At 72.8% G+C, this 14708-nt stretch carries 6 protein-coding genes and 1 pseudogene; 4 read left to right on the plus strand and 3 right to left on the minus strand.

The window, feature by feature from the left end; translation table 11 throughout:
* Positions 1–345: 345 nt before the first annotated feature.
* The 3 genes from ABT158_RS46245 to ABT158_RS46255 all read left to right on the plus strand — a co-directional run bounded on the left by ABT158_RS46245 (position 346) and on the right by ABT158_RS46255 (position 10097).
* Entirely contained in the window at positions 346–3222 is a 2877-nt protein-coding gene (locus tag ABT158_RS46245; protein WP_352364986.1) for an ATP-binding protein, read from the plus strand.
* A gap of 205 nt (positions 3223–3427) precedes the next feature.
* Positions 3428–7237 (plus strand): S8 family peptidase, encoded by a 3810-nt coding sequence (locus tag ABT158_RS46250; RefSeq protein WP_352364988.1) that lies wholly within the window; start codon positions 3428–3430, stop codon positions 7235–7237.
* Positions 7238–7418: 181 nt separating this feature from the next.
* Positions 7419–10097 carry an ATP-binding protein gene (locus ABT158_RS46255; protein ID WP_352364990.1) on the plus strand — a complete coding sequence of 893 codons (2679 nt, stop codon included), beginning with the start codon at positions 7419–7421 and terminating at the stop codon, positions 10095–10097.
* Here the strand turns inward: ABT158_RS46255 and ABT158_RS46260 are convergent.
* Together ABT158_RS46260 and ABT158_RS46265 are read right to left on the minus strand one after the other, a co-directional pair.
* The gene (locus tag ABT158_RS46260) at positions 10094–12493 is read right to left on the minus strand and encodes an ABC transporter permease (protein WP_352364992.1); all 2400 of its coding nucleotides are present in this window, start codon (positions 12491–12493) and stop codon (positions 10094–10096) included. The two genes, ABT158_RS46255 and ABT158_RS46260, sit on opposite strands and share 4 nt — an antisense overlap.
* Positions 12487–13218, minus strand: coding sequence for an ABC transporter ATP-binding protein (locus tag ABT158_RS46265; protein ID WP_352364994.1), 732 nt, complete (start codon positions 13216–13218; stop codon positions 12487–12489). Before ABT158_RS46265 ends, ABT158_RS46260 begins: the two co-directional genes overlap by 7 nt.
* 165 nt (positions 13219–13383) lie before the next feature.
* On the opposite strand from ABT158_RS46265, the gene ABT158_RS46270 reads away from it, so the two are divergent.
* Positions 13384–14001, plus strand: coding sequence for a hypothetical protein (locus tag ABT158_RS46270; RefSeq protein WP_352364996.1), 618 nt, complete (start codon positions 13384–13386; stop codon positions 13999–14001).
* Between the two features lie 234 nt (positions 14002–14235).
* Here ABT158_RS46270 and ABT158_RS51375 read toward each other — a convergent pair.
* Positions 14236–14457: pseudogene (locus tag ABT158_RS51375) on the minus strand (ATP-binding protein); the annotation flags it as partial.
* Positions 14458–14708 lie beyond the last annotated feature (251 nt).

Here is a 14708-nt window from a genome sequence, read left to right on the forward strand (position 1 = left end):
CTGAGGCTACATACCGTCAGGTGCACACAAGTCTTTATGGGTACCACAACTGCAACTGATCTCAATCTAGCACACGTGCCGTCGTGCTGTGCATGGCCCCCGCCGACGCCGACCCCATCCGCGCACCGCGCCACCCCGATCGGCCAGGAGAGGCCGCCGTTCAGTCATGACGCGCTCACCGGTCGGACTCCCGTCGCTCCTGCGCTCCCGCCTCGATCTTGGAAGGATCGAGGCCGAGACCCCGAGCGAGACCGGCCATGGCGTGAAACACGACCACCCAATGGGTCAGCCGCCAGGTAAGACAGATGTGACATTTCATGCGGGCGGCGCTTCAATGGCTCGATTATGGACGATGCCGAAATCGCGGCGGAGCGGGTGATCTCGCCCGTCCTCGTCGGCCGGGACGCGGAGCTGGGGCGGCTGCGGGCGGCGGTGCGGCGTCCCCCGGCCGTCGTCATGATCGAGGGCGAGGCCGGCATCGGCAAGACGCGGCTGGTCAGCGAACTGGCCGCCGAGCTGCGTGACCGCCCGCCGCCCGCTGCCGAGCCGTCTGATCGGCCGCCGCTCGTCGGTGGGTGCCCGCAGATCCGGGAGCCGTTCCCGCTCGGGCCCGTCATCGAGGCGTTGCGCGGCGCGGCCGGGAGGTTGCCCGAGGGCGGCCTGTCGCCGGTGACCGGCGCGCTGCGCCCGCTGCTGCCCGAGCTCGCCGCCGTCCTCCCGGCCGAGCCCGGCCCGCTGGAGGACCCCTCCGGGCTGCGGCATCGCGTGTTCCGCGGGCTCGCGGAGCTGCTCGCCGCGCTCGGCCGGGCCGTCCTGGTGCTGGAGGATCTGCACTGGGCCGACGAGCAGACGGTGGAGTTCCTCGGCTACCTGCTCGCCGACCCGCCGCCCGGGCTCGTCCTCGTGCTCACGTTCCGCGGTGAGGAGGCTGGTCCCGGGCTGCGGGCGCTCACCGCGCGGTTACGTCCTGAGCTCGCCCATGCCCACCTCGTGCTGCCCCCGCTGGACGCCGCCCGGACGAACGAGCTGACGGCCTCGATCCTGGGCACCGCACAGGTGTCGGACGAGTTCGCCGCCTACCTGTGCGAGCGTACGTCGGGCCTGCCGTACGCCATCCAGGAGCTGGTCGCGCTGCTGCGGGCCCGCGGCGTCCTGGTCCAGCGCGGTACCAGGTGGGCGCGCAAGACGCTCGACGAGCTGGGCGTACCGGCCGGGGTGCGCGACTCCGTACTGGAACGGGTGCGCGGCCTGAGCGCGAACGCGCAGGCGGTGGCGGAGGCCGCGGCGGTGCTGCGGGTGGCCGTGCCGGTGCCCGATCTCGTGGCCACCTGCCGCGTCCCGGAGCAGGACGCCCATGAGGGCCTGGACGAGCTCCTCGACCGCGGCCTGTTCGCCGAGCACGCCGGCACGGCGGGCTTCAGGCACGCGCTGGCCGTCCAGGCGGTGTACGGGAGCATCCCGCTGCCCAGGCGCCAGGACCTGCACGTCCGCGCGGCCAAGGCGGTGGCGCGGCAGAATCCCACGCCGCTCGGCCAGATCGCCCACCACCACCGTCACGCGGGCCGGCACGACGCCTGGGTGGACGCCGCGGAGCAGGCGGCCGACCAGGCCGTGGCCCTCGCCAACGACGCGGAGGCCGAACGCCTGCTGGAGGCGGTCCTGCGGCACGCGCCCCTCGACCCGGAACGCGAGGGCAGGCTCGCGGCGAAACTGGGCTGGGCGGGCGGTTACGCGCTGGGCGCCGACGAGCTCATCGGCCTGCTGCGCGCCGCCGTCGCCCGCCAGCCGCCCGGACCGGTGCGCGGCGAGCTGAACTACCTCATCGGGCTGAAGCTGGAGGCCGGGGGCGCCGCGCCGGAGCTCACCCGCGGGGCCATGATCGAGGCGGTCGCCGATCTCGCCGACCGCCCGGTGCTGGCCGCGTACGCGATGGTGGGCCTGGGCATGCCGAGAACGCCCGGTGTCCCGCTCGCCGAGCACCTGCGCTGGCTCGACCTGGCGCTCGAACGGCTGCCCGAGATCGCGGAGCCCGAGCGGCGCATCTCCGTGCTCGGCAAGGTCGCCATGGTGCTGACCCTCGTCGGCGACCCGCGCGGGGCGAGCCTGACCGGGCAGGTCGTGGCGCGGACCGGCGGCCGTCCGACGAACCGGTGGGAGGTGGTGGCCTACGACTCGATCGGCGAGGTCGCCTGCCTGGCCGGGCAGCACGACACCGCGTACCGCCTGCTGGACGCCGCGCTGGCCGAGGCGGCCGAGCACGACGTCACCGGCCTGATCGAGTCCAGGTGCCGGTTGAACCTGGCGACTCTGGCGTACTGCCGGGGTTCCTGGGACGGCGTGGCGGACGAGCTCGCAGCGTTGCGGGTGCGTTTCGCCGACCTGCCCAGTTTCCGCCTCACCGCGGACACCGTGTCCGGCTGCCTGGCCCTCGCGCGCGGGCGGGCCGACGCCGCGCGGCTCGACGACCTGGTGCGCGCGAACCTGGAGACGGGCGCGGCCGACGTGCTCGCGCTGCCGGTGAGCGCGCTGCTGCGGCTGGCCGTCGCACAGGACCGGGCCGGGGAGGCCGTGGCGCGTACCGGCGAGGCGTTCGCGTTGTGGGCGGCCAAGGGGTTGTGGCCGGTGGGTGTTCGGGCGGTTCCCGCGCTGGTCGAAGCCCTGGTGGGGCTGGGCAGGGTCGAGGAGGCCGGGGAGCTGGTGTCACGTCTCGAAGGCGAGCTCGCCGCGCTGGACGCGCCGCTCGCGCGGGCGGCGCTCGGCCATGCGCGGGGCTTCCTGTCCGCCGACGCCGTGCGCTTCATGGACGCGGCGGCGTCGTACGACCGGCTGGGGGCGCCGTACGAGGCGGCGCAGGCGCGCGAGCACGCGGCCGGGCTGCTGCTGAGCGCCGGTGACGAGCGGGGGGCGTCGATGCTGGAGGCCGCCCTGCACGCGTACGGCGGGCTCGGCGCCGCCTGGGACCTCGACCGGGCGGGCCGGCTGGGCAGGCGCTGGGGCCTGCCCGTACCGGCCCGGCATCGCGGCGGCCCGCGCGGTTACGGGTCCGCGCTCTCCCCCAGGGAGGACGCGGTGGCCAGGCTGGCCGCCACCGGCCTGACCAACAAGGAGATCGCCAAGGAGCTGTTCCTGTCGGCCAAGACCGTGGACAAGCACCTGGGGTCGGCCATGCGCAAGCTGGGCCTGCGCTCCCGCGCGGGGCTGGCGCACCGCCTCGACGCCTGACTATTGGGGTGTTTGCCCCATAGGTAGCCATCTGTCGCTCCTGTGACGCTAAGCGCATGCCTGAAGAGCCCGATCCGAAGGACGAGCAGGACACACCCGAGCCCGAGGCCGAACCCGAGGCCGAACTCGAAGAGGGCTGGGTCGACGCATGAGGAGAGAGGCAGATCCCCCGATGCCACCCACCAGAAGGCGGCCGTGGCCGCGCGTGTCAGCGGGCGCGGCCGTAGCGGCACTGGCCGCGGGCCTGCTCACCCCGGCGACGGCCCTCGCCGCGCCCGACGAGGGCGACACCGGCGTCGTCACGCTCCCCGGCGCCGCCGGCGGCGAATGGAGCCTCACCCTGATCACCGGCGACACCGTCCGCCTCGCCAGGGACGGCGACGGACACTACACCGCGACCCCCGAGGCCGTCCGCCGCCCCGACGGTCACACCCCGTTGTTCCGCAGCGAGGCCGGCCCGGAGGGGATCTTCGTGATCCCGGACGACGCCCAGCCCGCCCTCGACGCGGGCCTCCTGGACCTCAAGCTGTTCGACGTCCGCTACCTGGCCGAGAACGGCTACGCCGACGGCACGGCCGACCGCCTGCCGCTGATCGTCCAGTACCAGGGCACCCGGAAGAGCACCGCCCGCGCCCTGCCCGACAGCACCGCCATCCGGTCGCTGCCGAGCATCCACGGCGCCGCCCTCACGGTCGACAAGACGAAGGCGGACGAGTTCTGGGCCACCCTGCGCGAATCGGCCAATGGCCGGACGAGACTGGCCGGCGGCGTCGGCAAGGTCTGGCTGGACGCCAAGGTCAAGGCCGACCTGGCCGAGAGCGTGCCGCTGATCGGCGCGCCCGAGGCGTGGAAGGCCGGCTTCGACGGCTCGGGCACGACGGTCGCCGTGCTGGACACCGGCGTCGACGCCACCCACCCCGACCTCGCCGGCCGGATCGCCGACAGCCGCAGCTTCGTCGAGGGCCAGGAGGTGACCGACCACCACGGCCACGGCACCCACGTCGCCGCGACCGTGGGGGGCTCGGGCGCGGGCTCGGACGGCACGCGCAAGGGCGTCGCCCCCGGCGCCAGGCTCGTCATCGGCAAGGTGCTGGGCGACTCGGGCTCGGGCGACACCTCCGACATCATCGCCGGCATGGAGTGGGCCGCCACCGAGGAGAAGGCGAAGATCGTCTCGATGAGCCTCGGCGGCAACCCCACCGACGGCACCGACCCGCTGTCCCAGTCCGTCAACGACCTGAGCGCCTCGACGGGCGCGCTGTTCGTGGTCGCCGCGGGCAACGACGGCCCCGCCAAGGAGACGATCGGCGCGCCCGGCGCCGCCGCGTCCGCGCTGACGGTCGCCGCCACCGACAAGTCCGACCGGCTCGCGAGCTTCTCCAGCCGCGGGCCGAGGGCCGTGGACGGCGCGCTCAAGCCGGACATCGCCGCCCCAGGCGTGGGCATCGTCGCCGCCCGCGCCGCCGGAACCTCGCTGGGCGGTCCGGTCGACGCCCTCTACACCAGCCTGAACGGCACCTCGATGGCGACCCCGCACGTCGCGGGCGCGGCCGCGCTGCTGGCCCAGCAACATCCGTCCTGGGACGGCCGGCGGCTCAAGGCGGCGCTGATGTCGACCGCCAAGGACGCCGGACACTCCGCCTACGAGCAGGGCGCCGGCCGCGTCGACGTGGCCAGGGCCGTCTCCCAGGCCGTCGTCTCCACCACGCCGAACCTGGACTACGGCGTCATCCCCGTGGACGTGAACGACACCGTGGACAAGACCGTCACCTACGCCAACGACGGCGCCGCCGAGGTGACGCTGACCCTCGCCGCCACCCTGAGTGAGGCCAAGGACGCGCTGACGTTCAGCGCCCCGTCGGTGACCGTCCCGGCGGGCGGCACCGCGTCCGTCACCGTCACCCTGCGCCCGGACGGCCTGCCCAAGGGCGGCTACACCGGCGCCGTGGTCGCCGCAGGCCCGTCCGGTACGCACGTCACGACCCCGGTGGGGCTGCGCCGCGGGCCCAAGAAGGTGCCGCTGACCGTGCACCTCATCGACAGGTACGGCAACCCGCCCTCGCCGATGGTGAGCTGGGTGGCCGCGAGCGCGGTCGACGTCCCCGACACCTATGGCGTCAGCTCGGGCGAGTTCGTCAGCGACGGCGTCTACCGCTACATGGTCGAGCCGGGCACCTACAACGTCCAGGCCGGCGTCCAGCACAACACGACCGACAGCGGGCCTCCCCCGGTCGCCCAGTTGTACGACCCCGAGGTGGTCGTGCCAGAGGGCGGAGCCGAGATCACCCTCGACGCCCGCAAGGCCGTGCTGCTGCGCATGACGACGCCCAAGCCGATCGACTGGCGGCACGCCAGAGGCACCCTCTCCTTCGTGCGCACGGCCTGGGACGGCACCTCGCTGTCGTCCGGGAGCATGGGCGCCCTCGGCATGAACGACTGGTACATCAGCCCCACCAAGAAGGTCACCAAGGGGAAGCTGCTGTTCTCGGTGCAGGCCACGGCCGCCAACCCGCAACTGGCCGTGCGCGCCGTGTCCCCGCGGAAGTACGCGATCGACGCCAGAACCTATGAGTACTTCGACCGTGGGCTGAGCTTCGACCTCGGCTGGGACATCCCGTTCCCGGCCGGCACCCGCCGCTACGACCTCGCGTACGTCGGCGGTGGCGAGAACCCGCAGGGCGGCCTGCGCGGCAAGCTCGCGCTGATGACGATCGACCCCGATGACACCTGCGTCATCGAGCTCAAGCGTCTCCAGGCGCTGAAGGCCGCGGGCGCCGCCGGGGTCGTGCTCTTCGCCAACCGCGTGTACCCCGGCTGCTCGATCCCCGCCTGGCCCAGCGGGGACGAAAAGCCGGAACTGCCGGTGATCCAGATCTTCAAGGCCGTCGGCGACCAGCTCCGCGCCCAGCTCGCGGCCGGCCCGGTCACGCTGGAGATCGCCAGCCACCCGATCATCGACTACACCTACCAGCTCCTGGAGTACGAGGACGGCAGGGTCCCCGACCCCGACTACCGCTTCACCGACAGCCGCCTGCGGGCGGTGGACACCGCGTACCACTCGCCGTTGAGCCTCGACGACCAGATGGAGATCTGGCACAGCCGCAAGCCGCTGGAGCGGGTCACGTTCTCGACGGCCTTCCACTTCGCCGCCCCCTCCAGGCGGATCGAGTACTTCAGTCTGTCCGGCGCGGACACGCTGCGCGAGGGGACCGTCAGCGGCACCGGCACGAAGACCTGGGGGCTGGAGACGACGATCGAGAAGCCCGGCAGGGAGACCAGGCGCTGGGGCACCGGCCCGGCCACCCCGGGCGGCATGGTGATCCCGGAGGTCCCCGGCGTCGAGTACAAGGTGTTGTGCGCGATGTGCCGGCGCGGCGACACGTTCCTGCCCGCCTACACCTTCGTGACCGGCGACGGGCGGCTGGCCATGCCCGGCGGCAGCGTCAACACCAACGCGAAGCTGTTCAGGGACGGCAAGGAGATCCCGCGCGTCGCCGGCGCCGCGTTCCCGATGTTCACGCTGACCAAGGAGGAGAGCGTCTACCGGCTCGAACAGAGCGGCTCGGGCTCCGTCAACGCCTGGACCTTCCACTCCAGGGCCCGTGACGAGGACACCGTCCCGCCCACGACCGACTGCCACCCGATCATGGGCTCGTCCGGTTCGTGCAACCCGCAGCCGCTGGTGTTCGTCGGGTACGACCTGCGTGACACCCAGGCCCTGGACACCTCCGTACGGGCCGGTGGCCGGCACACGTTCCAGATCGACGTGACCCACTCCCCGTCGGCCGAGCCGATGCCGGCCGTCGCGGGGCTGAAGCTGGCCTACAGCACCGACGACGGCCAGACCTGGAAGGACGCCAAGGTCCGCCGGGTGGGTACCGGCGTCTACACCACCACACTCACCTATCCCGCCCTCGCGGCTACGAAGGGCGCCGTAACCCTCAAGGCCGAAGCCTGGGACACCGAAGGCAACAAGGTCGAGCAGACCACCACCCGCGCCTTCCCCCTGCGCTGACACCTGGACCCGATTCCGTGCCCGCCGCCCACCCAGGGCGGCGGGCACCTGCCTGACCGCTGCCGACACGATCCCAAGATCGGTTAGTCCGGCGGATCAGCGACGCCGCCCCCTCTCCAGCCTGCCGATATGCGCATATCTCGCGACAAGCTGCTCGGTAGTCGTCCGTTACAGTCTTTCCATGCTGCGGGGGCGGGATGACGATCAGCGTGCTGTCGACGAGGTACTCGAGGGCGCGCGGGCTGGGCGAAGCGGGGTCCTGGTGATCTATGGAGACCCGGGGATCGGCAAGACCGCGCTGCTCTCCCATGTGACGAGCCGGGCCGCCGACGCGCGGGTCCTGCGGTGCGCCGGGGTGGAGACCGAGGCCGAGTTGCCGTTCGCTGCCCTGCACCAGCTCCTGCGTCCCGCTCTGGCGCGGGTGGACTCCCTGCCCGAGCCGCAGGCCGCGGCCCTGCGTGGTGCGCTGGGTCTTGGCGCGGGCGGGGGTGAGGACCGCTTCGTGATCGGCCTGGCGACGCTCTCCCTGCTGTCGGAGCTCGCCGAGGAGGGCCCGCTGGTCTGCCTGGTGGACGACGCCCACTGGCTGGACCGGGCGTCCGCCGACGCGTTGCTGTTCGCGGCGAGGCGGCTGGACGCCGAGGGCATCGCGTTCATCCTCGCTTCGCGCGACGGCTTCCGCGCGCCCGGCCTGCCGGAACGGCGCCTGCGGCCGTTGGCCCCTGAGGCTGCCGCCGCGCTTCTGCGCGACTGCGACCCTGACCTGGCCGACGCGGTGAGGGCCAGGGTTCTCGCGGAGAGCGGCGGCAACCCGCTCGCGTTGATCGAACTGCCCCGCACCGGGGACCGGCTCGCGCCCGCGCCCCTGCCGCGCCGCATCCAGGAAACGTACGGGGCCCGCATCGAGGCGCTGCCCCGGCGGACGCGGTTGATGATCCTGGTCGCCGCCGTCGAGGGCACCGGGGACCTGGGCGCCGTCCTGCGCGCGGCCGAGGTGCTGGGCCTCGACGCGGGGGCGTTCGGCGGCGCCGAGGGACTGGTCGCGGTCGACGGCGGCACGGTGACCTTCGCGCACCCGCTGATGCGGACCGCCGCCCTCCACACGGGCTCCCTGGACGAGCGGCTCTCCGTCCATCGGGCGCTGGCCGAGGCGCTGCGCGACCAGGAGGACCGGCAGGCCTGGCATCTGGCCGCGGCGGCGCTCGGCCCCGACGAGCAGGCGGCCGCCGCGCTGGAGCGCACGGCGGAACGGGCCAGGGAACGGCAGGGGCACGCGGCGGCCGCCGCCGCGCTCGAACGGGCCGCTGAGCTGACCGCCGACCGGGTCCAGCTCGCCAGGCGGCTGACCGAGGCGGCCGTGGCCGCGGCCGACGCCGGCTCGCTCGAACGGGCTCAGGAGCTGTCCGAACGCGCGGCCCGCCTGGTCGACGCCCCTCGTCCCGCCGCCCGGCTAGCCGAGCTGCGGGCCAGGATCGCGTTCGAGCGGGACGCCGTCCACACCGCGCACGACCTGCTGCTCTCGGGGGCCGCGCGGATCGCCGAGCTGGATCCGGGGGCGGCCGGGCTCATGCTGGTGGACGCGGCGCGCAACGCCTCCCAGCTCGGCGACCCCGCGCTGCTCGAAGAAGCCTCGGAGCGGCTGACCGAGCTCCGTCTGGGTCCGGAGCACGGGCTGGACTCCGCCGTGGCGGCTGTCGCCGCGCGCTCGGAGTCGCTCACCCGGGGCCCGGCCAGGGCGCTGCCCGCCATGCGGCCGCTGGTGGCCGACGCGCGCCGCATCGGTCGGGGGGCGTACACGCTGCGCCTCAACGCGGCGTTCGTCGCGGGGCTCGTCGGCGACTTCCCGGCGCAGCAGGAGATCTGCGCCGCCCTCGTCGAGGAGTGCCGCTCGCTGGGCACGACCGGGTGGTTGCCGATCGCGTACGCGACGCTGGCCTCCGCCGAGCTGCACCTGAACAGGTTTCGCAGCGCCATGTCCGATGCCGAGGAGGGGTTGCGGATCGCGCTGGACAGCGGCCAGCCCCACCGGACCGGCTATCTGGAGGGTGTCCTGGCCTGGCTGGCCGCCGTGCAGGGCGACGACGCGCGGTGTGCGGAGCTGGCCGTCCGGTGCCGGGATCAGTTCGCGCTGACCGGGATCGTGCACGGAATGGCCTGGGGTGAGTGGGCGCTGGCCATGCTCGACCTGAGCCGCGGCCGGCACGCGCTGGTGCTCGACCGGCTGGAGGAGGCTCAGGCCGGGCCCGTACGCCACCAGAACCAGGCCGTCTACTTCGCCGCCGACCAGGTGGAGGCCGCTGTGCGGACCGGTGAGCCCGGACGGGCGGCGGAACCGCTGGCCCGGTTCGCCGAGTGGGCGGCCGCCGCCAGGATGAATTGGGCCGATGCCGTGCTGGCGCGCTGCAGGGCCCTGATGTCGGGGCAGGAGCAGCACTTCGTCACGGCTCTGCGGCTGCACGGGCCGCGCGAACGTCCCATGGAGCGGGCCAGGACGGAGCTGCTCTACGGCGAGTGGCTGCGCCGCGAGCGCCGCAACAGGGATGCCCGCACGCACCTGCGGGCCGCGGTGGAGATCTTCCAGCGGCTGGGCGCGCAGCCGTGGGCCGAGCGGGCGGCCGGGGAGCTGCGCGCGGCCGGCGACAGCGGCGCCGTGCCCGTCCACGCCGACAGGCGCGACGATCTGTCGCCCCAGGAGCTGCAGATCGTCCGGCTGGCCGTGACGGGGCTGACCAACAGGGAGATCGGTGCTCGCCTGTTCATCAGCCCCAAGACCGTCAGCTACCACCTCTATCGCGCCTTTCCCAAGCTGGGCGTCTCCTCCAGGGTGGAGCTGGCCCGACTCGACCTCGGTGAGAACTAGCGAGGGCAGCGCAGGGCGGGCACGATCGAGGCGAGTACGCCGAGGAACGCGCATCCTCCCGCCACAGCGGCGACCGAGGACCACGGCAGGCTGATCGAGACCGGCCCCGCGAGCTGCACCAGGGAAGCCCACAGCCCGGCGAGGCTGACCGCCGCCACACCCGCGGCCAGGACGACGCCGATGGCGACGACCAGCAGAGCCTCACCCGCGGCGTAGCGCAGCACCTGGCCGTGGGTGGCGCCGAGCAGGCGCAACGTGCCACGCTCGGCCGTGCGGCCGGAGGCCGCCATCAGCAGCGTGTTGACCAGCGCGATCGCAGCATAGGCCAGGATGATGCCGAGAACGACGAGCAGCCCGAGCCTGCTGGCCGAGCCACGCCGATCGCCGGCCTCCGCCACCCAGTTCGCCTTGGTGACGGCTCGCGCGTTGTGTCCGGAGACGGCGCCCTCCAATGCCGCCCGGACGGCAGCCGGTGACGTTCCCGGACGGAGCTTGAGGTAGGCGACGGCCGTCGGCGCGGAGCGAGCGTGCGCTCGGGTGATGTAGGAATCGGCCGGTGCGTCGGCGCCGAGCAGTCCGACGACCTTGAGTGCGGCTTTGCTGCCGTCCGCGCGCCACACCTTCGCGGTCGCACCGAGCCTCATCTCCCAGGTCTCGGAGACGATGATGCCGTCGTCGTCCAGATCGGCGAACGATCCCGCCGTCAGCGCCACATCCAGTACGGCGGGCAGCCGGGCCGGGTCGACGGCCTCGGCCGGGCGTTGGATGAGCACGGCGTCGCCTTCGAGGGTGTAGAGGCTGGTCGGCGCCGTGACCGCGACATCCACGCCGGGAAGTGCGCGCAGGCGTTCGACGAGCTGGCGGTCCAGTCCTGCGCCACCGGTGGGGAGAACCAGGTAGTCGGCGCGCACCGGAGCCGCCTGCGCCGCGGCCTTGACGGTGTCGGTCATCGCGGCGCCGCCGAGCAGCGCGGCGGCCAGGCCGACGGCGATGAGCACGGGAGCGGCGATCGCGGCGGTCTGCCGGGCGGAGGCGACGGCGGCGGCGGGCACCAGGGTTCCGCCCGCGCCGCGCAGGTGGTCCATCGGGGCGGCCAGGAGCCGGGTGACCGGCCGCACCAGGGCGGGGGCGAGTATCCCCGCACCGGCGACCAGCAGCATCACGATCGGCATGAACGACTTGTTGTTCGTCGCTCCTGCCGGGTCGCCGATGGCGCTCACAGCCATGCTGACCAGCGCCGTCCCGACGACGGCCGCGCCCACCACCCAGCGGCCCCACGTCATCGCTCGCGGCTCGACGGCCACCTCGCGCATGGCGTCGGCCGGACGCACCCGCCCCGCCCGCCCGGCCGCGAGCGCCACCCCGGCAAGTGCGACCACCACGCCGGTCGTGAAGGCCACGACGGACGGCCATATGTCCGTGCTCGGCACCAGCCAGCTCGGTGCCATCCCCAACCCGACCAGCCAGTCCAGGATCGGACCTGCCAGGAAGCGGCCGATGACGGCGCCGGTCGCCGCCGCGATCACAGCGACGATTCCGGCCTCGCCGTACAACATCCTGCGTACCTGACCCGCGGTGGCGCCGACGGTGCGCAGCAGCGCGAACTCGCGCCGGCGCTGCACGACCGCGAAGGCGAACGTCGAGGACACCACGAAGATCGCGATGAACACGGCGAACCCGGCGGCGATGCCGACAATCGTGCCGGCGTTGTTCCTCGCCTGCTCGTCGCTGTCCCTGGTGGGGTCGAGGAGAGCTCGATCCTGCCCGGTCAGCACCCTGGCGGTGCTCCCGACCGCGGCGCGCACCTCCTGCGGCGGGAGCCACAGCGCCAGCGCGTCGATCCGCGACGAGAGCCTGGCCGCCTCCGCGTCGCTGAAGAACACGGTGCCCGGCGCGGTCGTCACCCCCACGACTGTGTACGGTTTCGCGCCCTGGGCCGTCACCACCCGCACCAGGTCGCCGACCCGGGCTCCCCCACTCACGACGATTTCCCGTGGCCCCGCCGGCGCGCCGCCTTCGACAAGCCGCTGGGGCGCGGTGCGTGAGGCGGACCAGGGACGCCCGACGGCGGCGGGGCCACCGGCGAGCTGCGCGGCGAAAACCCGGTCGGCGACCGCGTCGGGGAAGCGTCCGGCCAGGCTCGCCGGCAGTCCGCGCGGCTCGGCCAGCGGGGCGCTGGTCTCGCCCAGGTGGCCCTCGACTCTCAGCCGGTCGTCGGGCACCACCACCACGGGGGCCGAGGCATAGCGCTGCGGCCCCCTTTCCGGCGAGCCGACCGTAGTGGCAAGGACCTGCCCCATCGCGGCCATCAGCGCCGCGCCGAGGGCCAAGGCCAGGAACGTGCCGGCGAAGGACACCATGCGGGTACGCAGGGTGCTGAAGGCAATGGTCAGCATGCCTCCTCCAGCAGGAGCATCCGGGCGGCCACGACCTCGGCGGTGGGGTCGGGAAGCTCTCCGCAGATCCTGCCGTCGGCCAGGAACAGCACTCGGTCGGCGTACGCGGCGGCCACGGGGTCGTGGGTCACCATCACGATCGTCTGCGCGTGCAGGTCGACCAGGCCGCGCAGCAGGCGCAGCACGTCCCTGCTGGTGTTGGTGTCCAGGGCGCCGGTCGGCTCGTCCGCGAACAGCACGGCCGGCCTGGTCACCAGCGCCCGCGCGACGGCCACCCGCTGTTGCTGCCCGCCGGACAGTTCGGCGGGGCGGTGTCCCGCGCGGTCGGCGAGCCCGACCGCGTCCAGGCTGTGCCTGACCAGCTCAGGATCGGGACGACGGCCGGTCAGCCGCAGCGGCAACGCCACGTTCTGGGCGGCGGTGAGCGACGGCAGCAGGTTGAACGACTGGAAGACGAACCCGATCCGGTCGCGGCGCAGCAGAGTCAGCTTCCGCTCGCTCATCTTCGTCAGGTCCCTGCCGTCCACCATGACCTGGCCCGAGGTGGGTCTGTCCAGCCCGGCCGCGCACTGCAGCAATGTCGACTTCCCAGAGCCGGACGGACCCATCACGGCGGTGAAAGTGGCCTGGCGGAAGCCGACGCTCACGTCGTTGAGCGCGACGACACCGTGTGCGTAGTGTCTGCTCACCGACGTCAGCTCGACGGAGGTCTCAAGGCGTTCCATCAGTTTCACAGTGGTCCTGTCCGTCCCATCAGCAGCGATATCTGCCACGAACGGTAGAGAGGCCGGTCATCCCTCCGGTATCGGACAAGTGACTAGGACCTGCTGCGCCACGGATTAGACGGTCACCCGATTCCGGCCGCGCGCCGGCGTTCGTAGTGTTCCCTCATGACTTCCCCCTACCGCTTCGCCTTCCTCGCAGCACCGCTGCTCACCTTCACCTACGGCGTGATCCGGATCCTCGACGGCCTGGACGGCACCAGAGGGCCCGGCCCGGCATGGACCACCGGCCACCTGGCCTTCATCGCCGCGATGGCGATGTTCGTCTCCGTCTTCGTCCAGCTACGAAGACTGGCCGGCGGAAACCTGTTGTCCACTGTGCTCATGTGGGTGGCCGTCACCGGCGCTCTGGCACTGACGGGGCAGTTCACCGTCGACATCGTGGCGGGATTCGCGGCCGACGATCACTATGCCATGAGCATGATCACCAAAGAGGTCCACAGCGTTCCCGTGATCTCGCTGGCCATCTACGACGTCGGACCCTACCTGTTCTACCTCGGCCAGCTCGCGCTCATCATCCAGCTCGCCGTCATGCGCCGCGTCAAGGCGTGGACGCCGGTCCTGGTGATGACGGACCTGATGATGCCGTTCATCGACAAGGATCTGATCCCCCTCGGCGCCATCGTGCTGTTCATCTCCTTCGCGCCCCTGGCCCGCCGTCCCCGCAACAGTGCCCTCCCGCCTTCGTCCCCGCTGCGTGATTCCCCTGGGTTCGTCGCCGCTTGACCGTCCCCCAGGCCGGTACGAACGCCGTCCACCTCCCCGACCAACACCTGGTCCCGAGTACGTAGCTCGATGACGACGACGAGGAAGCGCTGCGGCGTTCCCGCTCTGTCAGACCAGCCCGATGCAGCCTCGGTGCGCGCCCAGCACGCCTGGGTGGTGCAGACGCTGGAGGCCAGGCACCCGGCCGCCGCCGAGCATGGCGCGGGAACAGATGACCGCCTGCGCTGCCTCTTCAAGCGGTTCGAGCGGGGGCGGTTCCAGGAACGGCGGACAGGCGGCGACCAGGACCCGCTGGTCCGCGGTGGCCAGGTACTCGCGCAGGAGGCGGCTCTTGCCGATGCCCGCCTCACCCTCGACCAGGATCAGCGACGGGGTGCCCGCCAGGGCGTCGGTCAGGGCCTGGAGCTCGGAGTCCCGCCCGACCACGGCTGGGGTCGACAGTAAGCGCGCGACCACCAGTGAAGCTCCGTCAGACCTGAGTTCCGCTCATCCTAGGACGTGTCCCGCGACCATGTGACTGGGGCCCGAAGCCAGATCCGGATCGAGGCGACGTCGAGCGCGTCGGCCACATGCGCGGCGTGCTGGCGGCGGACGGCCAAGGTCGCCGGCTCCGGCCACGCGAAGCACTCAGAGTTACCCGTTCGTCACCGGACTGGCCCCTGTCGCGTTGCCTTCCGGAACGACGATGATCGCTCAGGGGGTCACAC

This window comes from Nonomuraea sp. NPDC001636 (assembly GCF_040298265.1).
Lineage (GTDB): Bacteria > Actinomycetota > Actinomycetes > Streptosporangiales > Streptosporangiaceae > Nonomuraea.